General features: G+C 62.9%; 19 protein-coding genes, 3 tRNA genes and 1 pseudogene. All 23 read left to right on the plus strand.

Annotated features, from left to right (window positions below; all coding sequences use genetic code 11):
- A complete protein-coding gene (gene glp / locus DXC67_RS04740; protein ID WP_117637552.1) occupies positions 1–1,263 on the plus strand; it encodes a gephyrin-like molybdotransferase Glp in 1,263 nt (420 codons plus the stop codon).
- 10 nt (positions 1,264–1,273) lie between these two features.
- Positions 1,274–1,753, plus strand: coding sequence for a molybdenum cofactor biosynthesis protein B (locus DXC67_RS04745; protein ID WP_117637553.1), 480 nt, complete (start codon positions 1,274–1,276; stop codon positions 1,751–1,753).
- 202 nt (positions 1,754–1,955) lie between these two features.
- Positions 1,956–2,828, plus strand: a complete 873-nt coding sequence (modA, locus tag DXC67_RS04750; protein WP_117637554.1) for a molybdate ABC transporter substrate-binding protein — start codon at positions 1,956–1,958, stop codon at positions 2,826–2,828.
- A gap of 68 nt (positions 2,829–2,896) precedes the next feature.
- Complete coding sequence (modB, locus tag DXC67_RS04755) at positions 2,897–4,339, plus strand: molybdate ABC transporter permease subunit (protein WP_233503162.1); 1,443 nt, start codon at positions 2,897–2,899, stop codon at positions 4,337–4,339.
- A 3-nt stretch (positions 4,340–4,342) separates the two neighbouring features.
- On the plus strand, positions 4,343–5,413 hold the full coding sequence (locus DXC67_RS04760) for a sulfate/molybdate ABC transporter ATP-binding protein (protein WP_117637555.1): 1,071 nt from the start codon (positions 4,343–4,345) through the stop codon (positions 5,411–5,413).
- Positions 5,414–5,875: 462 nt separating this feature from the next.
- A complete protein-coding gene (locus DXC67_RS04765; RefSeq protein ID WP_117637556.1) occupies positions 5,876–7,159 on the plus strand; it encodes a double-cubane-cluster-containing anaerobic reductase in 1,284 nt (427 codons plus the stop codon).
- Between the two features lie 150 nt (positions 7,160–7,309).
- Positions 7,310–8,473 (plus strand): double-cubane-cluster-containing anaerobic reductase, encoded by a 1,164-nt coding sequence (locus DXC67_RS04770; RefSeq protein ID WP_117637557.1) that lies wholly within the window; start codon positions 7,310–7,312, stop codon positions 8,471–8,473.
- Positions 8,474–8,632: 159 nt separating this feature from the next.
- Entirely contained in the window at positions 8,633–9,397 is a 765-nt protein-coding gene (locus DXC67_RS04775) for an acyl-CoA dehydratase activase (RefSeq protein ID WP_117637558.1), read from the plus strand.
- Positions 9,398–9,467: 70 nt separating this feature from the next.
- A complete protein-coding gene (selD, locus tag DXC67_RS04780; RefSeq protein ID WP_117637559.1) occupies positions 9,468–10,517 on the plus strand; it encodes a selenide, water dikinase SelD in 1,050 nt (349 codons plus the stop codon).
- Positions 10,518–10,576: 59 nt separating this feature from the next.
- Positions 10,577–11,203, plus strand: a complete 627-nt coding sequence (yedF, locus tag DXC67_RS04785) for a sulfurtransferase-like selenium metabolism protein YedF (protein WP_117637560.1) — start codon at positions 10,577–10,579, stop codon at positions 11,201–11,203.
- An 18-nt stretch (positions 11,204–11,221) separates the two neighbouring features.
- Entirely contained in the window at positions 11,222–11,473 is a 252-nt protein-coding gene (locus DXC67_RS04790) for a DUF3343 domain-containing protein (protein ID WP_117629429.1), read from the plus strand.
- Positions 11,470–12,609 (plus strand): aminotransferase class V-fold PLP-dependent enzyme, encoded by a 1,140-nt coding sequence (locus DXC67_RS04795; protein ID WP_117637561.1) that lies wholly within the window; start codon positions 11,470–11,472, stop codon positions 12,607–12,609. Before DXC67_RS04790 ends, DXC67_RS04795 begins: the two co-directional genes overlap by 4 nt.
- 66 nt (positions 12,610–12,675) lie before the next feature.
- On the plus strand, positions 12,676–14,034 hold the full coding sequence (brnQ, locus tag DXC67_RS04800; protein WP_117629431.1) for a branched-chain amino acid transport system II carrier protein: 1,359 nt from the start codon (positions 12,676–12,678) through the stop codon (positions 14,032–14,034).
- 91 nt (positions 14,035–14,125) lie between these two features.
- Positions 14,126–14,202, plus strand: a tRNA-Pro gene (locus DXC67_RS04805).
- 6 nt (positions 14,203–14,208) lie between these two features.
- A tRNA-Gly gene (locus DXC67_RS04810) sits at positions 14,209–14,282 on the plus strand.
- A 116-nt stretch (positions 14,283–14,398) separates the two neighbouring features.
- Complete coding sequence (locus DXC67_RS04815; protein ID WP_117637562.1) at positions 14,399–15,235, plus strand: formate/nitrite transporter family protein; 837 nt, start codon at positions 14,399–14,401, stop codon at positions 15,233–15,235.
- A gap of 186 nt (positions 15,236–15,421) precedes the next feature.
- Positions 15,422–16,879 carry an L-seryl-tRNA(Sec) selenium transferase gene (selA, locus tag DXC67_RS04820; protein WP_117637563.1) on the plus strand — a complete coding sequence of 486 codons (1,458 nt, stop codon included), beginning with the start codon at positions 15,422–15,424 and terminating at the stop codon, positions 16,877–16,879.
- The gene (gene selB, locus DXC67_RS04825; protein ID WP_117637564.1) at positions 16,876–18,846 is read left to right on the plus strand and encodes a selenocysteine-specific translation elongation factor; all 1,971 of its coding nucleotides are present in this window, start codon (positions 16,876–16,878) and stop codon (positions 18,844–18,846) included. Before selA ends, selB begins: the two co-directional genes overlap by 4 nt.
- Before the next feature lie 214 nt (positions 18,847–19,060).
- A tRNA-Sec gene (locus tag DXC67_RS10375) sits at positions 19,061–19,157 on the plus strand.
- 262 nt (positions 19,158–19,419) lie between these two features.
- Positions 19,420–20,775, plus strand: a complete 1,356-nt coding sequence (gdhA, locus tag DXC67_RS04830; protein ID WP_117637565.1) for an NADP-specific glutamate dehydrogenase — start codon at positions 19,420–19,422, stop codon at positions 20,773–20,775.
- A 132-nt stretch (positions 20,776–20,907) separates the two neighbouring features.
- Complete coding sequence (locus DXC67_RS04835) at positions 20,908–21,810, plus strand: xanthine dehydrogenase family protein subunit M (RefSeq protein WP_199410610.1); 903 nt, start codon at positions 20,908–20,910, stop codon at positions 21,808–21,810.
- Positions 21,811–21,884: 74 nt separating this feature from the next.
- Positions 21,885–22,253, plus strand: a pseudogene (locus DXC67_RS10805) ((2Fe-2S)-binding protein); the annotation flags it as partial.
- A 177-nt stretch (positions 22,254–22,430) separates the two neighbouring features.
- A complete protein-coding gene (locus tag DXC67_RS04840; RefSeq protein ID WP_369831361.1) occupies positions 22,431–24,641 on the plus strand; it encodes a xanthine dehydrogenase family protein molybdopterin-binding subunit in 2,211 nt (736 codons plus the stop codon).
- Positions 24,642–24,728 lie beyond the last annotated feature (87 nt).

The following is a 24,728-nucleotide window of genomic DNA, read 5'->3' on the forward strand; positions in this document are numbered from 1 at the left end:
ATGGCTAAGACGCTCATCCCGCTGGAGGACGCGCAGGCAATCGTCCTTTCGCAGGTGCGCAGGACCGAGCTCGTCGAGATCCCGGTTTGGCAGGCGGCCGGTCTTCCCCTGGCTGAGGATGCCACGGCCGATATCGATATCTCGCCGTTTGCCAACAGCGCCATGGATGGATATGCCGTGCGTGCCGACGACCTCGCCAAAGCGTCCTCCGATACGCCCGTGACGCTTTCCGTCGTGGGGCACGAGGCGGCGGGCCATGTGTTTGAGGGCGCGATTGGCGCGGGCGAGACCGTCCGTATTATGACGGGTGCACCGGTGCCCGAAGGTGCGGATGCCGTTGTGAAATACGAGGTCGTCGAGGTGCTCGACGGCGACGGCAACGAGGGCTCACACGTGAGCTTCTCGGCACCGGCTAAGGTGGGGGAGAACGTTCGAGCTGCAGGCGAGGAGGCCCATGCCGGCGATGTTGTGATGCACGCTGGCGAGGTTGTGGCCCCGGCCGGCGCCGGTTTGCTGGCGAGCGCCGGTTACGCGAACGTTAGAGTGCACGCCGCCCCGCGTGTGGGCGTTATCTCGCTGGGCACGGAGCTGGTCGCGCCCGGCCAACTGCCGGCGCGTGGGCAGATTCGCGATTCCAATTCCTCGGCGTTAATGGCCGAGGCACTCGATGCTGGGGCCGACCCGGTGTTCTACGGCTTTGCGCCCGACGACGAGCGGGCGATTGCCGAGCTGGTGCACCGCGCCGCGCAAGAGTGCGATTTTGTCATTACGAGCGGTGGCGCCTCTGCGGGCGACTACGACTACGTGACGGCGCTGGTCAAGCGCGAGGGCGAGGTGCTGTTCGATCGCATTTCGTTGCGTCCCGGCAAGGCCATTACGTTTGGCCTGCTCGGCGGCAAGCCCTATCTGGGGCTTTCGGGCAACCCCGCGGCGGCCTATGTGGGCTTTGAGATGCTCGCCCGCCCGGCGATTCGCAAGATGCGCGGCTTTGCCGAGGGTGCGCGTCCCGTGCAGCAGGCGGTTCTTACCCACGGCGTGAAGAAGCGACAGGACCGACGCTTCTATGATCGCGCCACGGTTGCGCGCGATGCGCAGACGGGTGAGCTTACGGTCGCCGAGGCGCACAGCCAGAACTCGGCGCTGCTCGGAACCATGCAGCGTGCGAACTGCCTGTTGCGCATCAACGAGGGCCCGTGCGATCTTGAGCCGGGCGACGTCGTGGATGTTGTCCGCGTCGATCTGCCCGAGGGTACCGTGCTGTAGGAGGAATGCTATGGAGTTGAAGATTTCGATCGTGACGTGCTCGGATACGCGCGATATTGCCCAGGACGAGGCGGGCGCTGCACTCGAGGAGCTCGTCGCGGCGCAGGGCTGGACGGTTGCCTCGCATACGGTGGTGCATGACGATGTTGACGAGATCGGTGCTGCCATTGTGGCTGCGGCCGACGATTGCCAGGCCAACGTGGTCATCACCTGCGGCGGCACGGGGCTTTCGATGCGCGACGTGACGCCCGAGGCGACGCGTGCCGTCTGCGACCGCGATGTGCCGGGTATTGCCGAGGCGATCCGTGCATACTCTATGACCAAGACGCGCCGTGCCATGCTTTCGCGCGCCGTGTGCATGCAGCGTGGGGCTGCGCTTGTCATCAACTTTCCGGGATCCACGAAGGCGGCTCGCGAAAGCTGGGAGGCCGTGAGCGACCAGCTGGAGCACGCGGCCCACATGACGGCGGGCGGTGGACACACTCGCTAAACTGCTTGCCTGTAGCGGAGTGATCTTATGGGTCGCTCCGCTTTTTTAAGCGGCGACAACGCGAGCGTCTTGCGGCTATCGGTATAAGAAATTATCAAACGATAATTTCTTATCACAAGCATTATTCGCGCTAAAGTATAATTCAATTACAGGATAAAGCTCGCGGCGGGGTGCCCGGGCGTAGCGCTCGAAAGGGTTGAACATGTTCGATATGGTTTCTCGCCGCGGATTCGTCTCGCTTTCTGCTGTCGCCGCTGCCGGCCTTGGCCTTGCTGGCTGCTCGGGCAACAAGGAGCCTGAGTCGGCCGGCTCCGATGCCGGTTCTGCCAAGGCATCTTCCAAGAAGGCCGTCGGGCTGCAGGTGTTCGCCGCCAACTCGCTCGAGAAGGCTCTGCCCGAGGTTCAGAAGCTCTACACCGAGCAGACGGGTACCACCTTTGCCGACACGCAGTTTAAGGCTTCTGGCGACCTTGTCGAGCAGATGCGCGCCGGCGCCGCGGTTGACGTGCTCATCACGGCCTCCAAGGGCACTATGGACGACGCCGAGGCCGCCGAGCTCGTCGACGCCGACACGCGTGAGGACATGTTCGTCAACGACCTCGTGATTATTCGTGCCGAGGGCTCCGACACCAAGGTCGAGGCTATCGCCGACGTCGCGAACCTGGACGGCAAGATTGCCGTCGGCGACGCTAAGACCGTTCCCGCCGGCAAGTATGCCAACCAAGCGCTGGCTTCTGTTGGGCTCTACACCGGTACCGAGGGCGACGACGGCGAGTATGCACCCGAGCTCGCCGACAAGGTGGCTTTGGCCGACAAGGTCGGTACCGCCGCAGCTTACGTCTCTACGGGCGACTGCGTGGCCGGCTTTGTCTACAGCTCCGACATCTTCCGCTACGACGGCATCGAGGAGGCCTTCGTGTGCCCCGAGGATTCGCACAAGCCCATCGTGTATCCGGGTGCCGTTGCCGAGAGCTCCGAGCACGCCGACGAGGCCAAGGCGTTCATCGACTTCTGTCTGACCAACAAGAAGGCGCAGAAGATTTGGGCTAAGTACGGATTTGAGCTTTCCGCGTAGTGCGGCTTGGAGCGATAATCCCATCGTTTTGTCTTTTGCCCTGTCCTCGTCTTTCCTTGGAGCGTTTCGTGCGTAATAGATTTCGCATTCTTGTCGCCTGTGCTTTGACCTTCGCGCTTTGCTGGGTGCCGGGATTTGCGTTTGCTGGGGTCGCTGAGGACGGGGCCCAGGTTGCTGCGACCGCTCATGGGCTTTCCTATGGGATCGAGGGTTTTGAGCGGTTGGCCAAGGGGACCGCTCGTGCTATGGAGGGCCAGCCTGAGGGCTACCGGTTTCCCGTTGACGAGGACGTGGACCTTGTAGTGGCGCCTGCTGCCGATCGCGTTGTGGTGTGGATATCGCCCAAGGCGGCCGAGAAATATGGATTGGATCTGCAGAACAACGAGAGCGCATCGGATCTAAAGACCCTCGTCTGCGAGCTTGACGGCGCAAACTGCATGGGAGGCGCACGGCTGGAAGACATGGATCTTCCTTGGTATGCCACGACGGAAGCGGCATTTAATGTCGGTGGGTATACCTATGCCTTTGATGAGCGCGGTGCGAATGGGGACCGCTATGTGGTCATCGCATCTGCCTCGGGTGATGCCAAGGGCGGCGCGCGTTGGCTTGATAGCGCTCAAATCGTGGTAGCATCATCCGTTGTGATGCAAGATGAACAGGAGCCCTTGGCGTCCCTTGTCGCCTTTTTGACCGGCATCGACTATCGCCCGCTTTGGGTGTCTATCAAAACGAGTGGCCTTGCCTTGGTGATTGCCTTTGCGCTGGGCCTGTTTGCCGCATGGAAGACTATGGGCACGACGAGCCGCGTGAAGGGCCTGCTCGACTCGGCCTTTACCATCCCCATGGTGCTGCCTCCCACGGTGTGCGGCTTTCTGCTCCTCATGCTGTTTGGCCGCTCGACCGGGGTTGGCCAGTGGCTTATCGCGCACGGCATCTCGATCGTCTTTACCTGGCCAGCGGCGGTGATATCTGCCGTGGTGGTGTCGTTTCCCCTGGTCTACCGCACGGCGCTCGGCGCCTTTGAGAGCCTGGACACGCAGATGCTCGACGCCGCGCGAACCCTGGGGTGGTCCGAGCGCCGTATCTTTGCCAAGCTTATGATGCCACTCGGCTGGCCCTCGATCGCCGCCGGTACGGTGCTCGCCTTTGCCCGTGCGATGGGTGAGTTCGGTTGCACCCTCTTCTTTGCGGGTAACTATGCCGGTATTACGCAGACCATCCCCATCGCTATCTACTTTGAGTGGATGGGTGGCAACATCTCAGTTGCCCTCTTTTGGGTTGTCGTCGTGATTGCGTTTAGTTTCCTGGTCATCCTGTTTATCAACATGTACACCGCGCATTCGCAAAAGTATCGCGAGCGGGGCCTTTCCCGTGCGGAGCGCAAGCGGGCCAAAGAACTCGCCGATACGGCCGATTCGCTCGACCCGGTGGGCGGCGATGCCCCGCGTATCGATCGCGAGGCGCTGGCCGAGCTCATGCGCGATGATGCCACTCTGCAGGGAGGTCGATAGGCCATGTCGATCGTTCTGGATATCAAAAAGCGCTATCCCGGGTTTATGCTCGACATGCAGCTCGATGCCGGCGAGGAGCGTGTGGCGCTGCTCGGCGCCTCCGGATGCGGCAAGAGCTGCACCTTGCGCTGTATTGCCGGTGTGGAGACGCCCGACGAGGGTAAGATCGTCGTCAACGGCGTGACCTTTTTTGATTCGGCGGCGGGCATCAACCTATCGCCCCAGGAGCGTAAATGCGCCCTGCTGTTCCAAAACTATCAGCTGTTTCCCAATATGACGGTGGCCGATAACGTGTGCGCCGGCGTACAGGATGCGGGTGACGTCGCTGCACGCAAAAAGCTCGCCGAGCGCTATCTGGGCATTTTTGGTCTGGCCGATTTTGCCGACCGCTATCCCGCACGCCTCTCGGGTGGTCAGCAGCAGCGCGTGGCGCTTGCGCGCATGGTGGCGGCACACCCGGGCATTTTTATGTTCGACGAGCCCATGAGCGCGCTCGATGCCTACTTTAAGAGCGCGCTCGAGCAGAACATGCTCGACCTGTTCGACGTATGCAACCGCACCGTGCTCTACGTGAGCCACGATATCGACGAAGCGTGTCGCCTGTGCCAGCGCATTTGCGTGATGCATAACGGGCATGTGGAGGAGATCGGCTCCGTCGAAGATGTGGTCCGCCGGCCGCAAACCTTGGCCGCGCTGCGCTTGACGGGCTGCAAGAACACAAGCCGGGCGTGCAAGATCGGCGACGAAGAAGTTGAGGCTCTCGACTGGGGCATGACCTTTAATGTGGGTCGCGAGGTTCCTGATGATGTGGCGTACCTGGGGATTCGCGCAAGTTACTTCCATGTTGACAACCGTGCCGAGCGGGGTCGTAACAGCTACGACTTACACGTGGTCCGGGTGAGCGATTCGCGCTTTGAGCGGCTGGTGCTGTTGGACGTGCCACGTGTCGATGCGCCCACGCGTCTGCAGTGGAAGGTCAACAAGGTGAGCGTGGCTTCCGACGAGCTGCCGCAGGCCGACGAGACCCTGCGCATGCACTTCGATGCCAAGAGAATTCATCTGGTTTGTCGATAATGTGACAAAGGGACAGTCCCTTTGTCACATGCGGGACCTCGGTCGCCTAGAAGCGCGACCGTTTGCCGAATCTAGACTGACAAAACCTTATCAATATGATAAATAATTATCAGAGGGTAGGTTCGGGCATTAGACATCTTGTGCTCCGATGCTGTCGTACGTGTGTCGGCGGTGTTCGTCTGGACGACGACCGCCGGTATAATTGCCTTCGATAAGAAATAGGAGGGTGCGTCGATGCCGCAGATGACATATTCGCGTCGTATTGCGGCGCGCGCCCTGTATATGGCTCGGAGCCGCATATGAGCAGGTATGTTCACGGCTCCGGGAGAGACGACGCACAACTAAATAATCGACCGCAAAGTAGGTTCCCTAAAAATCCGGTTTTGAGCACGGCCGGGCAATCGCCGCCCGTCGTGCATCGATACCGCTGTTATCCGTTTTTGGTTCGAGAGGGGAACCGCCATGGCTGAAGAATTCGATTTCCATCCGATGTGGGAGAGCCTCGGCATGAATCTTGCCGACCACGACATGCTGCTGGGCGCCGTGGGCCAGATGTACGGCGACATGTTCCTGACGCAGAACAATCGCCCCAAGTCCACGTCCTACCTGGACTTTGTGGCCACCAACATCCATAGCGGCCGCATTAAGGAGATGCTCGACAAGAAGGAGGCTGGCGAGGCCACCAAAATCGTGGGCTCGTTCTGCGTGTACGTGCCCGAGGAGATCGTGCTTGCCTGTGACGGCATTCCCGTTGGTCTGTGCTCGGGTGCCGATTGGGCAACGGACAAGGTCGAGGAGCATCTGCCGCGCAACACCTGTCCGCTTATCAAGAGCTTTGCCGGCTTTAAGCTGGGCGAGGTCTGCCCCTACATTGAGTCGAGTGACCTAGTGGTAGGCGAGAACACCTGCGATGGCAAGAAGAAGGCCTACGAGTTCTTTGCAACGCAAAAGAACATGTACGTCATGGATATTCCCAACGTGCACGACGAGTCGACGCTCGTGACCTGGAAGGCCGAGGTCAAGAAACTCGCCGCCAAGATCGAGGAAGAGTGCGGCGTCAAGATTACGCCCGAGCGTCTGAAGGCTGCCATCCACGCCGTCAATGAGAAGCGCCGCGCCCTGCAGCGCCTCGCTGCCACGCGCGCTGCCGACCCTGCACCTATTAGCGGTCTCGACAGCCTACTGACCGTTCAGGCCGCCTTTATGGACGACACGCCGCGTCTGACCGGAGCCATCAACGATATGGCGGCTGAGTGCGAGCAGCGTGTCGAGGCTGGCGAGGGCGTGGCGCCCAAGGGGACCAAGCGCATCCTGTACACCGGCACGCCCATGGCCGTGCCCAACTGGAAGCTGTTCAACCTCATCGAGAAAGCCGGCGGCGTTGTGGTAGGCGAGGAGTCCTGCACGGGCTCGCGCTACTACAAGGACCTGGTCGACGAGTCCGGTGAGACGGTGGACGAGATGCTCGATGCCATCGCCGAGCGCTACTTTAAGATCAACTGCGCCGTCTTTACGCCCAACGACCAGCGTATGAAGGACATTGTCCAGATGGCCAAGGACCTGCATGCCGACGGCATCGTCGACGTGGCCCTGCAGTTCTGCACGCTCTATGAGATGGAGTCGTTTGCCGTGGAGAAGGCCGCCGAGGAAGCCGGCATTCCGTTTATGCACATCACGACCGACTACGCCGGTGAGGATGCAGGCCAACTGCAAACCAGGATCGAGGCCTTCTTGGAAACCATTTAGGACTATTCGTCCCGGCGGCTTCCCCAGGCACCCGATCTTGCTGTTCAAACCGTCGCTTGCGTACCAAAGTACGCGGCGCTTCTCTTTTACGGCAACCTCGGGCTCCTGGGAAAGCCGTTTCCTTGGTTGGTTAAAAGGTTTAGGAGTTATATGTCGGAAAATATTGAGCAGCCGTTGCCCAGCACGTTTGAGGAGTTTAACGAACAACGCAAGGCGGCGTTTATTCGCGTTAAGGATTACAAGCAGGCGGGTAATCGCCTGGTCGGCTTTTTGTGCAGCTATACGCCGCTCGAGATTATCGATGCCGCGGGCGCCTCGAGCGTGGCTCTGTGCGGTACGTCCGACGAGGTGATTCCCGAGGCCGAGAAGGTGCTGCCGGCAAACCTCTGCCCGCTCATCAAGTCGACGTATGGTTTTGCCTATTCGCAAAAGTGCCCGTTTACGTACTTTAGCGACATGATCATCGGCGAGACCACCTGCGACGGCAAGAAGAAGATGTACGAGCTGCTCAACGAGCTCAAGCGCACGCACATTCTACACCTACCGCAGGGCCGCGACCGCGCCTACGAGCGCGAGGGCTGGTACGAGGAGTGCCGTCTGCTCAAGGAGGAGCTCGAGAACTTCTACGACATTACGATTACCGACGGCGACCTACGTGCTGCTGCCCGTCGTCGCAATCGCCTGCGTGCGGCCCAGCTCGAGATGTTTGCGCTGCAGGCCAACCAGCCGGCGGCCATGAGCGGCGTCGATCTGATGAGCACCATGTTTGCCGGTACGTTCAGCTTTGATATCGAGGCCTATACGCAGCAGCTGGAGCAAAAGGTCGCTAACCTGCGCGAGGCCTACGAGGCCGGCGAGCACCCGGTTGCGGCGGATGCCAAGCGCATCCTGATCACCGGTTGCCCGGTGGGCGGCGTAATCAACAAGATCGGTCGCACCATCGAGTCCAACGGCGGCGTGGTCGTGTGTATGGATGACTGCTCGGGTGAGCGCACGGCGGCCATGATGGTCGACCCGGATGCGCCCGACATCCTGCGTGCGATCGCCGACCGCTACCTGGATATCAACTGCTCGGTTATGACGCCCAACGACGGTCGTATGGAGAACACGCTGGCCATGTGCGAGAAGTATCACGTCGATGGCGTAGTGGAGAGCGTGCTCCAGGCGTGCCACACCTTTAACGTGGAGAGTGCACGCATGCAGGAGGCCGTCGAGGGTGCGGGTATTCCGTATATGAAGATCGAGACCGACTACAGCAACGGCGACATGGGCCAGATCGAGACGCGTATCGCCGCCTTTATCGAAACCCTCTGACGTCTGAGGCACCCGACCTTCCGGCTCCAACCCTCCTCGCGTACCTTGAGTACGCTTCGTCGGGCTTGTCGCTCGGAATCTCGGGCACCTCAGACGCCAGAGGGCCGTTGTTGCAGCAGTGTCTGATCGTTTGATTTTCTTGCTGATTAGGAGAGAGCCATGATAGGGATCGGGATTGATATCGGGTCTACGGCGGCTAAGGCTGCTGTGGTCGATGGTGAGGGTTCGGTGGCGTGGACGTGCGTGCAGCCAACCGGGTTCTCCTCGGTCGTTGCAGCCGATAGGTTGCGCGAGGCGCTCGCGGCGGCGGGCTTTGACGTTGCATCCGATTCTGCGCGTGTGGTGGCCACGGGTTACGGGCGCGTGGCTGTGCCATACGCCCACAAGGTTGTGACCGAGATTACCTGCCACGGCGCCGGTGCCGTGCGTCTGTTTGGCGATCGCGGCACGGTGATTGACGTGGGCGGCCAGGACACCAAGGTCATTCAGCTTAAAAATGGCCGCGTGGCCAAGTTTGCCATGAACGACAAGTGCGCTGCCGGCACGGGGCGCTTTTTGGAGATCATGGCCGACCGCCTAGGTATTTCTCAACAGCAGATGGCCGACCTGGCGCGTTCCGGCGAGCCTACCAAGATTTCCAGCATGTGCACGGTGTTTGCCGAAAGTGAGGTCATTAGCCTGATCGGTCGCGGTGAGCCGCGCGAGAACATCGCACGTGGCGTGATCGACAGCGTGGTCTCGCGCGTGGCGACCATGGCCGGGCAGGCCGCGGGCGCCCCGTACTACCTGACCGGTGGCCTGTGCGAGAACGCCTTCGTGGTGGAGCGGTTGGGCGAGCTGCTGGGGTCGCCGGTGACCACCTCGCCCCAGGCTCGCTTTGCCGGTGCCATCGGCGCGGCGATTCGCGCACAGGCGCTCGATTAATGCATCGGCCGTGGGCCTGCATTCATGCGTATACTGGGAGGAAATGATTGACCGATGAGAGGAGGTATCGATGGCTGACGATCAGATTAAGCTCACGTCTATGACTGCCGCGAGCGGTTGAGCCGCTAAGTTGGCTCCTGGAGCCCTCGCCCAGGTCCTGGGCGACTTACCCAATGTGCATAACGACAACCTGCTCGTGGGGTTCGATACCTCCGACGATGCGAGTGTTTTTCGTGTTGGCGAAAACCTGGGCCTCGTGCAGTCCGTCGACTTCTTCCCGCCGATGGTCGACGACCCGTTCCTGTTTGGTCAGATCGCGGCGGCCAACTCGCTGTCGGACATTTATGCCATGGGTGGACGACCGAGCCATGCCATGAACCTGCTGTGCATTCCCAGTTGCCTGGGCGTCGAGGTCGCAGGTGAGATTCTGGCGGGTGGCGCCGACAAGTGCGTCGAGGCTGGCTGCACCATCGCGGGCGGCCACACCATCAACGACGACGAGCCCAAGTACGGCCTGTCCGTGAGTGGCTTTGTCGCGCTCGACCGCATGCTCGCCAACAGCGGTGCGCGCGTGGGCGATGTCCTACTGCTGACCAAGGCGATCGGCTCGGGCATTATCACCACGGCCATTAAGGGCGTGCTCATCGAGCAGGACGAGGCCGCAGCCATGTTTGACTCGATGCGCACCCTCAACGAGGCCCCGATTCGCCTGGCCGAGGGACTCGAGCTTCACGGCTGCACCGATGTCACGGGCTTTGGCCTGATCGGGCATGCGTGCGAGATGGCCGAGGGCTCGGGCGTGCAGATTGAGCTCGCGTCGGGGGCGGTGCCGCTCTTTGACCAGGTGCTCAATATGGCGCGTCTGGGCATTATCCCTGCCGGCGCCTACCGCAACCAGGATTTCTTTGGCCCGCGCGTGGCGGCCGACGATGACCTGGAGCCGGGAATGCTGGATGCGCTGTACGATCCGCAGACCTCGGGCGGCCTGCTCATCGCAGCGCCTGCTGCCGATGTGGATGAGCTCGCCCGCCGCCTGCATGCCGAAGGTCGCGTTGCCGCCACAATCGGCCGCGTGTGCGAGGCGGTGCCGGGTGGTCCTGCCGTTCACGTTGTGCATTAAGGAAAACCGTTTATGCGACCGTCTACTGTTCTGGGCGGTCCCTTTTGAAAGGATTTGCTATGTCTACCAAAATTGAAGTCAATGCCATGGGCGATGCCTGCCCGCTGCCCGTCGTCAAGACGCTCAAAGCTCTGAAGCAGCTTGATGGCGAGGGTGTTGTCGTGACCTCGGTCGACAACGAGACGGCCGTCAAGAACATCTCCAAGATGGCACAGGAAAAGGGCTGCACGGCCTCGGTCGAGAAGGTCGCCGATGCCGAGTGGCACGTGATCGTGGCGACCGCCGGCGCCGTTGCCGTGGCCGATCCTGAGCAGGACGGCGCCGCTTTCTGCGACGCCAGCGCCGGCAAGGGCAAGCTGGTCGTGGCCGTCTACACCGATTGCATGGGTCGCGGCGACGATGAGCTGGGCCACAAGCTCATGAAGGCCTTTATCTTTGCCGTGACGCAGCAGGAGGAGCTGCCCGCCACGATGCTCTTCTACAACGGCGGCGCCAAACTCACCGTCGAGGGGTCGCCGGTGCTTGACGACCTCAAGGGCCTGGCCGAGCAGGGTGTCGAGATCCTTACCTGCGGCACCTGCCTCGACCACTTTGGCATTAAGGACCAGCTTGCCGTGGGCGATGTCACGAACATGTACGTGATCGTCGAAAAGATGGAGCAGGCCGGCCGCGTCGTGCGTCCGTAGCGCCTGGGTGGGATTGCCATGAGAGAAAAGCGCCCGGCGCTTGTCATCACGTTTCCCACCACGGCGGCCGCCATGGGCTGCGAGTCTCTGTGCCGTGAGCGTGGCCTTCCCGGGCGAACGATTCCCGTACCCGGAGAGGTTGCTGCCGGCTGCGGCCTGGCATGGAAAGCCCTGCCTGAAAATGAACCACTGCTGCGAAGCGAGCTTGCCGCGGCGGACGTTCCCACCGAGGGCTTTACTGTGATCGATATGTGGGAGGTCGTGCGATGATCTACCTGGATAACGCGGCGACGACCATGCACAAACCTCAGGCGGTCATCGATGCCGTGGTGCAGGCGATGTGCTCGCTCGGCAATGCTGGGCGAGGCGCCACGTCGGGTGCGCTCGACGCGGCGCGCACCATCCACAGCTGCCGCACCAAGCTTGCGCGCTTGCTGGGCTGCCCGCGGGTGGACCATATTTGTTTTACGCCCAACTCCACGGCGGCGCTCAACACCGCCATCAACGGCGTGGTGCGCCCCGGCGATCGTGTGGTCACGACGGTGCTCGAACACAACTCCGTGCTGCGTCCGCTCAACCGCCTGGCGGCAGAGCAGGGCGTGACTGTTGAGCATGCGGGCTGCGACGCGAACGGCGTGCTCGACTACGACGAGCTCGAGCAGCTGGTCACGCCGGGCACGCGTGCCGTGGTGGTGACACACGCCTCCAATGTGACCGGCAACGCGGCCGACATTGCACGCGTGGCTGCCATGGCCCATGCGGCCGGCGCGCTTGTGATCGTCGATGCCTCGCAGTCTGCCGGCACGGCGCATATCGATATGCAGGTCATGGGGCTCGACGTGGTGTGCTTTACCGGCCACAAGGGGCTCATGGGCCCGCAGGGGACCGGTGGCCTAGCCGTGGCGGAAGGCATTGACGTGGCTCCTTGGGCCATGGGTGGCACGGGCGTGCGCAGCTTCGATGCGCTGCAGCCGCAAGAGTGGCCCACGCGTCTTGAGGCGGGCACGCTCAACGGTCACGGTATCGCCGGCCTTTCCGCCGGCCTCGACGTTATCGAGGCCCAGGGCGGGGTAGAGGCGATTGCGGCACGCGAACGTGCGCTTGCCGAGCGCTTCCTCGCCGGCGTTCGCGACATTCCCGGCATTGCGCTCTACGGTGCGTTTGACCAGCCCGTGCGCTCGGCGATCGTTTCGCTTAACGTGGGCGATATCGATTCGGCCGAGGTCTCGGACGCGCTCATGCAAGGGTGGGGGATTGCGACGCGCCCCGGCGCCCACTGCGCTCCGCTCATGCACCGCGCACTGGGGACCGAGCGCCAGGGTGTCGTTCGCTTCTCGTTTGGGTATTTCAACACGGACGAGGAAGTCGACACCGCGATTGACGCTCTGCACGATTTAGCCTGCTAAAGCGTATATACTTGCGGGACGGGTCTTTTGCCCGTCCCGTTTTGTTTCGACCCGAAAGGTGGTCCTATGGCATCATCCGCCCCGCGCGGTCTGCGCTCCGACCATGTCCTCACCGTCGGCATCGCCCTGTTCTCGATGCTCTTTGGCGCCGGCAACCTCATTATTCCGCCGCTGCTGGCGCTGCAGGCGGGCTCTGCCACGCCGCTCGCCATGCTCGGCTTTCTGATTGCCGCCATCGGCCTTCCCGTCATGGGCTTTATCGCCGTGGCACTTGCCGGAACGGCGCGCGAGCTTGCCGGTCGTGTGCACCCCAAGTTTGGCGAGTTTTTTGTCGCGGCGGTGTATCTGGCTATCGGTCCGTGTCTGGCCATTCCGCGCACGAGCTCCACGGCCTTCGAGATGCTGGTGCCGCTGCTGCCCGAGGGTGTCTCGCTCGGCACGGCCCGCCTGGTGTTTGCCGTCGCCTTCTTTGCCGTCGCCTTTGTGCTCACGCTGCGCCCGGGTGTCATTACGCGCGTGCTCGGCCGCATTACGGGCCCCGCGCTCATCGCCCTTATCGTATTGGTCGTGGGCGCTGCCGTGGTCTCGCCGCTGGGTTCCGCTGCCGCGCCGCAGGCTCCTTACGATGCCGGTGCCGCCGTGCAGGGCTTTTTGACCGGCTATCAGACCATGGACCTGCTCGCGTCGCTCGCCTTTGGCATCATCATCGCCGAGACCATCCACGAGCTGGGCGTTACCGACGACAAGCGCGTGGCCTTCGAGATTTCGCGCTCCGGCGTGATCGCTGGTGTGCTCATGGCCATCATCTACTGCGGTCTGGCGCTTGCCGGCACGCAGCTGAGCACCGTGATGCCCGATGCCACCAACGGAGCCGCCATCCTCGCCCGCTCGGCCTCCATGCACTTTGGCCTTGCCGGCACGGTCGTGGTCTTTGCGATCTTCTTCCTCGCCTGCATGAACGTATGCATCGGCCTCATCAGCTGCTGCTCGCGTTACTTCTGCGAGACGTATGTGGTCGAAGGGGGAGCAGAGGCTTCCGAGGAGGCCATGCGCCGTCCCTTTGCGATACTCGCCTTTGTGTTCGCGGCGTTTTCGTGCGTGCTCTCAAACGTGGGCCTCGACGTGATCCTCATGTTCTCGGTGCCCATGCTCAACGCCCTGTACCCTGTTGCAATTGTTCTGGTGCTTATGGGCCTAGTGCACGGTTTTTGCGACGCGCATCCGCAGGTGTGGGTCTGGGTCGGCGGCGTTGTCGCGGTGCAGAGCGTGATCACCTCGATCCGCGACGCGTTCTTTGCAGGCGTGTGGCTGCCGTTCGATGCGCTGCCGCTGGCCGACATTGGAGCCGCATGGGCGCCGGTTGCCGTGGTGGCGTTTGTGATTGGCCTGCTCCACAGCCGGTTTGTCGCACATTCGAGGAGCTAGGGTATCGTCGCTTGCACAGGCGGGGAGTCTCCCCTATAATTTCCTTCGCTTTGGGACACGCAAGGTTTAGACCTTAGCTGCTCAACACCTTCGGGACGTGGCGCAGTTTGGTAGCGCGCCTGCTTTGGGAGCAGGATGTCGCAGGTTCAAATCCTGTCGTCCCGACCATATCTTGCGGGCGTAGTTCAATGGTAGAACCCCAGCCTTCCAAGCTGATGACGCGGGTTCGATTCCCGTCGCCCGCTCCAAGTAATTTGCAGGTCAGAGGTACGTTTACTTCTGACCTGTTTTGTTTTGACCGTCCGACGCGGGGCCTTTGCATTGGCAATGCTCGTCCCTGCTGATTAGGAAAGAAGTGACTGACATGGCAGATTTCAAGGCAGAATACCCCAACCCCGACTGCCTGGCGCCTGCCGCAATCGAGACCAAGACCGAGGCCGCCGGCGTTACCAAGGCCAGTCTGCCTGCCTCGAAGGCCTTTTTGCTCGCCATGTTCGCCGGCGCGTTCATCGCCTTCGGCGGCCTGTTCTTCACGGTCTTTCTGAGCGATCCCACGCTTGGCTGGGGCGCCCAGCGCTTCGTGGGCGGTCTTGCTTTTTGCCTGGGACTGGTGCTAGTGCTCATTTGCGGCGCGGAACTGTTTACCGGCAACTCGCTTATGGTCTGCGCGCTTAAGAGCAAAAAGATCACGCTCGTCCAGATGCTCAAGGCTTGGGCTATTGTGTGGATCGGCAACTTTGCCGGCGCCCTGTTCGTTGTCTTTTTGATTTACATGGCAGCCATTTACAAACTCAACGGCGAGGCCGTCGCCAACACCATGGTGAGTGTCGCCGCCGGTAAGGTTACGATCGGCGCCGTTACCATCTTCTTCCGAGGCATTCTGTGCAACATCTTTGTGTGTCTGGCCGTATGGATCGGCACTGCCGGCAAGACCGTGGTCGACAAGGTCGTGGGCATTTTGCTGCCCATAGCTGCCTTTGTAGCCTGCGGTTTTGAGCACTGCGTTGCCAACATGTACTTTTTGCCCATGGGCATTTTGATGCACTCCTGCGGCTATGGAGCCGATGTCGCTGGCGCCGATGCCCTCAACGCTGCCGGGTTGGCGCTCAACCTTACGGTCGCCACGCTGGGCAATATCGTGGGTGGCGCCCTGATCGTGGCGCTGGGCTACTGGTTTATCTACGCCAATAAGGAGGCCTAAAGCCACCAAGCCATAACCGACCAAAAAGGGACAGGTTTATTTTGGCAGGTTTTAGACGAGGCGCTTCGACGTCTTGCCACGAGCTGCCATAATGGACCTGTCCCTTTTGCGTGCGCGCCGGTATTTATTTGCCCGATGACGATCGCGGGGGACCAGCTTTTTATTGAACATGTCGAAAGGCTTTTCATGAGCGACTGCGAATCCATGTCTGCCGAGGTGCGCGGCCGCCTGCGTTCCATTCCCGCCGTTCACGAGCTGCTTGCCGAGTGGCCGGTCATGAAGGCTGCTGGCGATGCAGGCGACACGATGGTACGCGAGGCGATTGACGCCGAGCTCGATGCCGAGCGCGCGGCGATTCGCTCCGGCGCCCCTGCAAGGGACAAGCGCGAGCTCGCCTTGGCAATTGAGCAGCGGACCCATCGCCTGTCGCTGCCGACCCTGCGCCCTGCCGTCAACGCGACGGGCGTTGTGATTCACACCAATCTGGGCCGCGCTCCGCTCGCTCCCGCGGCGGTGCAGGCGGTGACCGATGTCGCCCGAGGCTACAGCACGCTTGAGTATGACGTCTCAACCTGCGCTCGCGGGGGCCGCAAAGAGCATGCCGCGCGTCTGCTGCGCACGCTCACGGGGGCGCAGGACGCCTTAGTTGTCAACAACAATGCCGCCGCGGTGCTTTTGGTGCTTGCCGCGCATGCCTTCGGCAAAGAGGTCATCGTGAGCCGCGGCGAGCTTGTCGAGGTGGGCGGCAGCTTCCGCATCCCCGACATCATGGCGGCTTCGGGTGCCAAGCTTGTCGAGGTTGGCTCTACCAACCGCACACATCTGGATGATTATCGAAACGCCATCACGCCCAACACGGCGATGATCCTCAAAGTCCATCCTTCCAACTACCGTATCGAGGGCTTCCACGAGGAGGTTTCCGTGGCGGAGCTTTCTGCGCTGGCGCATGAACATGGCCTGTTGCTTTACGAGGACCAAGGCTCAGGCGCTTTGCTTGCAGATGGGGTACTCGCCGATGCGGGGGAGAGGCCCACGTCCGTGTCTCTTGGCGCCGGCGTTGACGTCGTCTCGTGCTCGGGCGACAAACTGCTCGGTGCTTCGCAGGTGGGCATCATCCTCGGCAGCGCCCAGGCAATCGCCGCCTGCGCCTCTCATCCGCTTATGCGCGCGCTTCGCCCCGGTAAGCTCACGCTCGCGGCGCTCGAGGCCACCCTGCGTCTGTATGTGGCCGGTCCCGATGCGGCACATCGTGAGATCCCGGTGCTCAACATGCTTTCCGCTGCGCCGGCTCCGCTCGAGCGTCAGGCCAAGCGCCTGCACGACCGCATGCTGCGCAAGCTTCGCGAGGCTCAGTGCGAGGAGGCCGTGGAGCTGCAGGTTGTCGAGGGCGCCTCTACTCCCGGCGGCGGATCGCTGCCGACTGTCGAGCTCCCTACATTTTGCGTTGCCGTCTGTCCCGTCGATGGGCGTCTATCCGCCGATGGCCTAAAGCGCGCTATGGTACAGGAGCCCGATACGCCGGTTGTGACACGCGTGCGCCACGACCAGGTGCTGTTTGACGTTCGCACGCTTTTGCACGATACCGACCTTGATCTGTGTGCGTCTGCGTTGGCGGATACCGTGCGGGCTGGTTTGCGTCGATGACTGCGCGTGAGCTTGTCGAATGTCCCGTTGTCGTTGGAACAGCAGGACACGTCGACCACGGAAAGTCGGCCCTTATCGAGGCGCTGACCGGCAAAAATCCCGACCGTCTGGAGGTCGAACGCCGCCGAGGCATGACTACGGAGCTCGGCTTTGGCGAGCTCGAGCTTCCCAGCGGCAAGCTTGTCGGCCTGGTCGACGTGCCCGGGCATGCGCACTACCTGCGCGCGATGGTACAGGGTGCCACCGGCGTGGGCGTTGCGTTGCTGGTGGTTTCTGCCGTTGAGGGCGTGATGCCGCAGACGCGAGAGCACGTGTACGTGTTGGAGCTGTTGGGCGTGAGGCACCTCGTGGTGGCGCTCACGATGCGCGATCTGGCCGATGACGAGACGGCGGAGCTCGCCGAGCTCGACGTGATGGACTTCCTCAGCGATACCGTCTTTGCCGATGCGCCCGTGGTGCCTGTTTCCTCGCGCACGGGCGTGGGCATCGAGGACGTTCGCCTTGCCCTCGATGCCGCCATCGACTCTTTCCTGGCCGATGCCGCATCCCGCCCGGTGCGCCCCGGTCTGGCCCCGCGCCTGCCCATCGACCGCTGCTTCACCATCAAGGGATCCGGGACGGTCGTCACGGGCACGCTTCACGATGCCCCCGTAGCGGTGGGCGACGAGCTCGTCTCATGTCCCGCGGGCGTGCGCTGCCGCGTGCGCGCGATTCAGGTGCATGGTGATACTCCTCGGGCGTTGCCCGGACAGCGCGCGGCGCTCAACATCGTGGGCGACGGTGCGGGCGACCTTCCGCGTGGCGAGGTCCTCTGCGGGTCTGGTGCCGAGGGCTTGACGCTCAGACTCATCGCCCGCTTCACGTATCTGGGGCGCGAGGGCACCAAGCCCGCGCCCTTCGAGTCCGGTACGCGCGTTCATGTGATGGCGGGTACGGCGGAGGTCCTTGGCCGTGTCATGCTCATGGAGGGTGAGGGACCCATTGAGGCTGGCGAGACCCGCATCGTGCAGGTCCGTCTGGAGGAGCGCCTTCCCGTGCGATCAGGCGACGGCCTCATTGTGCTCGCGTTCTCGCCGGTGGTGCTTATCGGCGGCGGTCGTGTTCTTCTTTCGCGGTGCCGCCGCTCGCGCGTCCTCTCCGCGGGCGAGTGCGCGCTGCTCGGGGCCCTGGATGCCGACGACCGCGCCGCCGCCGTTGCCGCATGGTTGGGGCTGCAGCGCCTGCCTGTGCCTGCCGCGGCCGCAGCCCGTGCTCTCGATCTTTCGGGTGCCGAGGCGGCTGCGCTCCTGCACGGGGCGGTTTCCTCGGGTGACGCCGTGGCGCTTCATGCCGAGCGCTCGACCGAGGAGCTCTATGCCGCCCCCGCTGTGCTCGATGCCGCCCTCGCCACGCTCTCCGTCACGTTGGCCGCCATGCACGGGGCCGCGCCCAAGCAGACGGGTTTCACGCCGGGCGAGGTCGCGCATGCCGCCTGGCCGACAGCGGGCGAAGACATTGCGTCCGCGCTCGTTCTCGAGGGCTGTGCGCGCGGCGTGTGCACCGTCGACGGTGCCGAGGTGTTCGACCCGCACTCTGCCGCTGCGGCGATACGTGTGGTGCGCGAGGCGAGCCAGCGCATCGTGGCCGCCCTCGACGAGGCGGGTCTCGGTGCGGCGACACTGCCCGAGGTGGGTGAGCGTCTGCAGCTCGATCGCGACACCATGACGCGTGCCCTGCGCGAGCTTTCGCTCAACCGCGCGATCGTTAAGATCGAACGCGACGTTGCCTTGTCTGCCGCCGCCGAGGCCCATGCACGTGAGGTCGTCGCCGCGGCTATCGAGGCTGCTGGCGGCGTTGCCACGACGAGTGTGCTGCGCGAGGCCTTAGGCGTGTCGCGCAAACGAGCCATTAGCATCTTGGAGCACCTGGATGCGGTGCGTTTTACGACGCTCAACAAGGAGGCCGGCGGTCTCAGATCCCTGCGCTAGGGCTCCGAATCGCCGCTCGCCACAAAACCGGCCTATCTACTACGTTTAAGTGACTACCCTCGACCATTTCAAAAACCGCAAAAACAAAACCGCAGGTAGATGACTTGCCGATGTTACGAAAAAGTGGGTATGGTTTACCCTTGCTGGTTAAACGTAGTAGATGGGCCGTTTTCGTGGCGCGACACTGCGCGTTTGGTAAAATACCGCCACGTTTGGGAACGGATGGGCTCCGGTGGGCCCCGCGGTCCTCAAAACCGTTGTGAGGCGTGCAAAACGTCTTGGATGTGTTCGATTCACATACGTTCCCGCCAACGCATCCTGCCAACCGCCACAAAGGTGCCTGTCCTCTTTGTGGTGGTATGGACCACGTGGACGAAACAGCTTCGAAACACGCGATTTGCTCGTCAGGCGGTCAAAAAGCTATCTACCTGCATCGTAATCAAAATGAAACATCCGCTCGTTGCCTTATTCGTAACTTTGTAGCAACAGTGCGATATTATCCATACTCGATAAAGCTCACGGCGCATGGGGCGCCGCGAACGACACCTTTCTTTTCCATCAATTGGAGGAAGCATGAGCTACACGCAGAAAGTTCTCGACGAGCTCAAGGCCCGCTATCCCGAGCAGCCTGAGTTCATCCAGGCCGCGACCGAGATCCTCGGCACCATCCAGCCGGCGCTCGACGCCCACCCCGAGTACGAGGAGGCCGCCCTGCTGGAGCGCCTCGTCGAGCCCGAGCGCATCGTCATGTTCCGTGTTCCCTGGGTCGACGACCAGGGCAAGGTCCAGGTCAACCGCGGTTACCGCGTCGAGTTCAACTCTGCCATTGGACCCTACAAGGGCGGTCTGCGCTTTAACCCGACGGTCACTCTGGGCATGCTCAAGTTCCTGGGTCTGGAGCAGATCCTCAAGAACAGCCTGACCACCCTTCCCATGGGTGGCGGCAAGGGCGGCTCTGACTTTGACCCCAAGGGCAAGTCCAACAACGAGATCATGCACTTCTGCCAGTCTTTCATGACCGAGCTCTATCGCCACATCGGCCCCAACACCGACGTCCCCGCCGGCGACCTTGGCGTTGGCGGCCGCGAGGTTGCCTACATGTTCGGTCAGTACAAGCGTCTGACCAACGAGTGGACCGGCGTCCTCACCGGCAAGGGCCTCTCCTTTGGCGGCTCGCTCGCCCGTACCGAGGCCACTGGCTACGGCCTGGTCTACTTTGTGGACGAGTACCTCAAGAGCCGCGGCGACTCCTTCGAGGGCAAGAACGTCGTCGTTCACGGCTCCGGCAACGTCGCTATCTACGCCGTCCAGAAGGTTTCCCAGCTTGGCGGCAAGGTGCTCGCCTGCTCCGATACCCACGGCTGGGTCGAGGATCCCGACGGCATCGACTACTCCGTGCTCGAGCACGTCTACAACCAGAAGCGTTCCGGCCATGATAAGGGCGTCACGCTCGCCATGTACGTTGACGAGAAGCCCGGTGCCGTGTGGCACGAGGGCGACGGCCGCGGCGTGTGGCAGCTGCCCTGCGACATCGCGCTGCCCTGCGCTCGCGAGAACACGCTGCTGCTCGAGGACGCCCAGGCGCTCGTCGCCAACGGCTGCAAGGTGGTCGGCGAGGGCGCAAATATGCCCACGACCATCGAGGCCACGACCTACTTCCAGGAGAACGGCGTCGCCTTTATGCCCGGTAAGGCTGCCAACGCCGGTGGCGTGCTCGTGTCCGGCCTTGAGATGAGCCAGAACGCTGAGCACCTGTCTTGGACCTTCGACGAGGTCGACGGCAAGCTCGAGCAGCTCATGCGTGGCATGTTCCACAACGTGGACGACACCGCCAAGGAGTATGGCCAGGAGGGCAACTTTGTCATGGGCGCCAACATCGCCGGCTTCCTGAAGGTCGCCGACGCCATGATGGCCCAGGGCGTCTGCTAAATCCAGCTTGACATAGCAACTGATGAGGCTCCCAGCATTTGTGCCGGGAGCCTTTTTCTATGGTGGTGAGGGCCGTGCGCCCTCGTTTGGTACACTAGAGGACACTGGACAAGTGAAGAGATGGGGGAGAACGTGCTCAAGTTCGGTACCTACGTCCGTGTTGGAAACGCGGCCGAAGCCTATGAGCTCTTACAGAAGAACCGCAACAACAAGATTGTGGGCGGCGGCATCTGGATGCGTCTGGGTTCGCGTCGCGTGGCGACGGCGATTGACCTTTCGGCCTGCGGACTCGATCAGATCGAGGAGACCGAGACCGAGTTTCGCATCGGTGCCATGTGCACCCTGCGCCAGCTCGAGCGTCATGCCGGGCTCAACGCGCTTGTCAACAATGTCTTTGAGTTCGCCGTCCACGATATCGTGGGCGTGCAGCTGCGCAATACCGCCACGGTGGGCGGCAGCATCTACGGTCGCTTTGGCTTCTCGGACGTTCTCTCTGCCTTCCTCGCGCTCGATTCCTATGTTGAGCTGACGGGCGCCGGCCGCGTGCCGCTCGCCGAGTTCGTGGATATGGGCTACGTGCGCGACGTGATCGAGCGCGTCGTAGTCGTCAAGCACGACTACCGCGCGAGCTACGAGGCCGTGCGCAAGGCCGCGACCGACTTCCCCTCGCTCAACGTCACCGCCGCCTGGTGGGACAACACCTGGCACGTCACCGTGGGCGCCCGCCCGCTGCGCGCAACCCTGCTGCAGGGCGAGGCGTGTGGTCTCACCAACGAGCAGCCTTCCGAGGACGAGCTGCGCGCCCTGGCTGCGTCCGTGCGCGCGCTGAGCTACGGCACCAATATGTGGGGCTCGGCCGACTACCGCCGCCGCATCTCGGCGCCGCTTGCCGTGCAGGCCGTTCGCCGCGCCGCCGGCATCGAGCTTTCGGCCGCGCTTGCCCGCGAGCTCGAGACCGTGCAAGTGCCTAAGTTTGCCACGGACGAGTATTCCTGCCGCCGCGTGCCCGGCGTCGATTCTAGCGAGGTGCGCTAATGGCTACCAAACTCATCGATCTTTCCTTTACGCTCAACGGCCGTAAGGTCAAGGTTCAGATTGCCCCCGACACTATGCTCTTTGCGCTGCTGCGCGAGCAGGGCTGTGCGTCGGTGCGCTGCGCCTGCGAGACCACCAACTGCGGCCTGTGCACGGTGTGGCTCGACGGCGACCCGGTGCTGAGCTGCTCGGTTCCCGCCGCCCGCGTTGAGGGCCACACCATCACCACGCTCGAGGGTCTCAAGGCCGAGTCCGAGGCGCTTGCCCGCGCGATGGCTGCCGAAGGCGCCGAGCAGTGCGGTTTTTGCGCCCCCGGCCTTATCATGAACGTGCTGGCGCTTGCCCGCGCCGCCAAGGAGGACCCGAGCCTCGTCGCCACGCGCGAGGAGCTGTCGCGCCAGCTCGCCGGCAACCTCTGCCGTTGCAGCGGCTACGAGAGCCAGCTGCGCGCCATTGTCCGCTTCCTCAACGAGTCCGGCGTGCAGGTGGGCTTTGAGATGCCCGAACTGCCGGTCAACGACACCAGCTGCGACGGTGTCTCGTACAAGCAGATCACCCATAAGCAGCCCAAGAAGGACTCGAAGGCGCTGCTCGAGGGCCGTCCCGTCTACACGGGCGATATGGTGCCCGCCGGGGCCCTGATCGTCAAACTCAAGCGCAGCCCCTATGCCCGCGCCAAGATCCGCTCCATCGATACGTCGCGCGCCCTGAAGGTGCCCGGCGTCGTGGGCGTCTACACTTACGAGGACGTGCCCAAGCGCCGCTTTACTATCGCCGGTCAGAGCTATCCGCAGCCGAGTCCCTACGACCGTTTGATTCTCGAGAACCTTGTGCGCTACCAAAACGAGGAGGTGGCGATCGTCGCTGCCGAGACCGAGGAGGCTGCCGACAAGGCGCTCAAGCTCATCAAGGTCGACTATGAGGTGCTCGAGCCCCTGCTCGACTTTACCCAGGCACTCGATAACGATATCGTGGTCCACCCCGAGGGCGACGTGACCTTTATGTTCCCGCAGGGCGGCGATGTCCCGCGCAACCTGGTGTGCAGCGGTACCAGCGATTTTGGCGACCTGGACGAGGCCTTCGCCCAGAGCGACATCGTCTTTGAGCGCACCTACACCAGCCAGGCCACGCAGACCGCGCCCATGGAGACCTTCCGCGCCTTCGCGACGACCGACGCGTTTGGGCGCATCTCCGTGACCACCTCGACGCAGGTGCCCTTCCACGTGCGCCGCATGGTCGCGCAGTCGCTCGACATTCCGCAGTCGCAGGTGCAGGTCATTAAGCCGCGCATCGGCGGTGGCTTTGGCTCCAAGCAGACGGGCTGCTGCGAGATCTTCGTTGCGTTTGTGACGCAGCAGACCGGCCGTCCGAGCTACTGCTGCTACACCCGTGAGGAGACCATCACTGCGGGCAACTCGCGCCACCAGATGCAGATGACCGTTAAGCTGGGCGCCATGAACGACGGCACCATCACGGCCATCGACCTGCACACGCTGTCCAACGCCGGCGCCTATGGCGAGCACGCCACCACGACGATCGGCCTTTCGGGCCACAAAAGCCTGCCCATCTACAACCACGTGAAGGCGAGCCGCTTTAGCTGGGACGCTGTCTACACCAATACCAACCGCGGCGGCGCGTATCGCGGCTACGGTGCCACCCAGGGCCAGTTTGCCGTGGAGAGTGCCGTCAACGAGCTCGCTGACATGCTGCACATGGACCCCGCCGACCTGCGCCTTAAGAACATCGTGCGCGAGGGCGAGATCATGACGCAGTACTACAACGAAAAGCTCAACGCCTGCGCACTCGACCGCTGCCTGCTGCGCGCGATGGACATGATCGGTTGGCGCGACAAGCCGCTGGCCGTCGACCTGGGCGACCGCGTGCGTGCTCTGGGCTGTGCGCTCACCATGCAGGGCTCGGGCATTTCCAACGTGGATATCGCCGGCATCGACATGCGCCTGGAAGAGGACGGCTTCATTTCCATCGGCACCGGCGCCACCGATAACGGCATGGGCGTCGACACGATCCTGGCGCAGATTGCCGCCGAGGAGCTGGGCGTGGAGAGCTCGCTCATTGTGGTGCGCGGCGTGGACACCGACGTGTCGCCGTTCGATGCCGGCTCGTACGCGAGCTCGGGTACGTACGTGACGGGCCTGGCAGCCAAGAACGCCGCGACCGAGCTGCGCGAGAAGATCTGCGCCAAGGCCGCCCAGATGTGGGACGTGGACGCCGCCGATGTGGTCTTTGATGGCCAGTACGTGCGCCTGTCCGACGAGCGCGCCGCGCGCGAGCAGAACCGCTACCTCACGCTGCGCGACTTTGCCAACCTGTGCGTCAAGAACATCGCGGGCGGCGACGCGCTCACCTCGCATGCCTCTGCCTGCCTGCCCGTTTCGCCTCCGCCGTTTATGGCCGGCATTGCCGAGGTCGAGGTCGACAAGGCCACCGGCAAGGTGACTGTGGTGGACTACGCGGCGGCTGTGGACTGCGGCACCGTGATCAACGAGGCACTCGCGCGCGTCCAGGCCGAGGGCGGCATTGCCCAGGGCATCGGCCACGCGCTCTACGAGATCGTCGAGCACGACGACCGCGGCCGCCTGCGCACCGGCAACTTTATGAGCTACAAGCTGCCCACGCGCCTGGACATCGGCAGTATTCGCGTGGCCTTTGAGCCGAGCTACGAGCCGACGGGCCCGTTTGGCGCCAAGTCGATCGGCGAGGTCGTCATTAACACGCCGCTCGCCGCCGTGGCCTCGGCCGTGGCACACGCCACCGGCCACCAGGTGCGCTCGCTGCCGATCACGCCCGAGAAGGCCCTGCTGGGGGAGTAGCGGGTCGGCGAACAAGTCGTAATGGGCGGGGCGGGGCAACTCGCCCCGCCTTTCGCACTCGTGGTGAGGTCGTGAGCCTGTAAAACG

The sequence above is a fragment of the Collinsella sp. TF07-1 genome (assembly GCF_003437235.1).
In the GTDB taxonomy this organism is placed as follows: domain Bacteria; phylum Actinomycetota; class Coriobacteriia; order Coriobacteriales; family Coriobacteriaceae; genus Collinsella.

Excerpts from the sequence above, each read along its gene's own strand:
- glp (WP_117637552.1), top strand. The coding sequence starts at position 1 with ATGGCTAAGACGCTCATCCCGCTGGAGGACGCGCAGGCAATCGTCCTT.
- DXC67_RS04745 (WP_117637553.1), top strand. The coding sequence starts at position 1,274 with ATGGAGTTGAAGATTTCGATCGTGACGTGCTCGGATACGCGCGATATT.
- modA (WP_117637554.1), top strand. The coding sequence starts at position 1,956 with ATGTTCGATATGGTTTCTCGCCGCGGATTCGTCTCGCTTTCTGCTGTC.
- DXC67_RS04760 (WP_117637555.1), top strand. The coding sequence starts at position 4,343 with ATGTCGATCGTTCTGGATATCAAAAAGCGCTATCCCGGGTTTATGCTC.
- DXC67_RS04765 (WP_117637556.1), top strand. The coding sequence starts at position 5,876 with ATGGCTGAAGAATTCGATTTCCATCCGATGTGGGAGAGCCTCGGCATG.
- DXC67_RS04770 (WP_117637557.1), top strand. The coding sequence starts at position 7,310 with ATGTCGGAAAATATTGAGCAGCCGTTGCCCAGCACGTTTGAGGAGTTT.
- DXC67_RS04775 (WP_117637558.1), top strand. The coding sequence starts at position 8,633 with ATGATAGGGATCGGGATTGATATCGGGTCTACGGCGGCTAAGGCTGCT.
- yedF (WP_117637560.1), top strand. The coding sequence starts at position 10,577 with ATGTCTACCAAAATTGAAGTCAATGCCATGGGCGATGCCTGCCCGCTG.
- DXC67_RS04790 (WP_117629429.1), top strand. The coding sequence starts at position 11,222 with ATGAGAGAAAAGCGCCCGGCGCTTGTCATCACGTTTCCCACCACGGCG.
- DXC67_RS04795 (WP_117637561.1), top strand. The coding sequence starts at position 11,470 with ATGATCTACCTGGATAACGCGGCGACGACCATGCACAAACCTCAGGCG.
- brnQ (WP_117629431.1), top strand. The coding sequence starts at position 12,676 with ATGGCATCATCCGCCCCGCGCGGTCTGCGCTCCGACCATGTCCTCACC.
- DXC67_RS04815 (WP_117637562.1), top strand. The coding sequence starts at position 14,399 with ATGGCAGATTTCAAGGCAGAATACCCCAACCCCGACTGCCTGGCGCCT.
- selA (WP_117637563.1), top strand. The coding sequence starts at position 15,422 with ATGAGCGACTGCGAATCCATGTCTGCCGAGGTGCGCGGCCGCCTGCGT.
- selB (WP_117637564.1), top strand. The coding sequence starts at position 16,876 with ATGACTGCGCGTGAGCTTGTCGAATGTCCCGTTGTCGTTGGAACAGCA.
- gdhA (WP_117637565.1), top strand. The coding sequence starts at position 19,420 with ATGAGCTACACGCAGAAAGTTCTCGACGAGCTCAAGGCCCGCTATCCC.
- DXC67_RS04840 (WP_369831361.1), top strand. The coding sequence starts at position 22,431 with ATGGTGCCCGCCGGGGCCCTGATCGTCAAACTCAAGCGCAGCCCCTAT.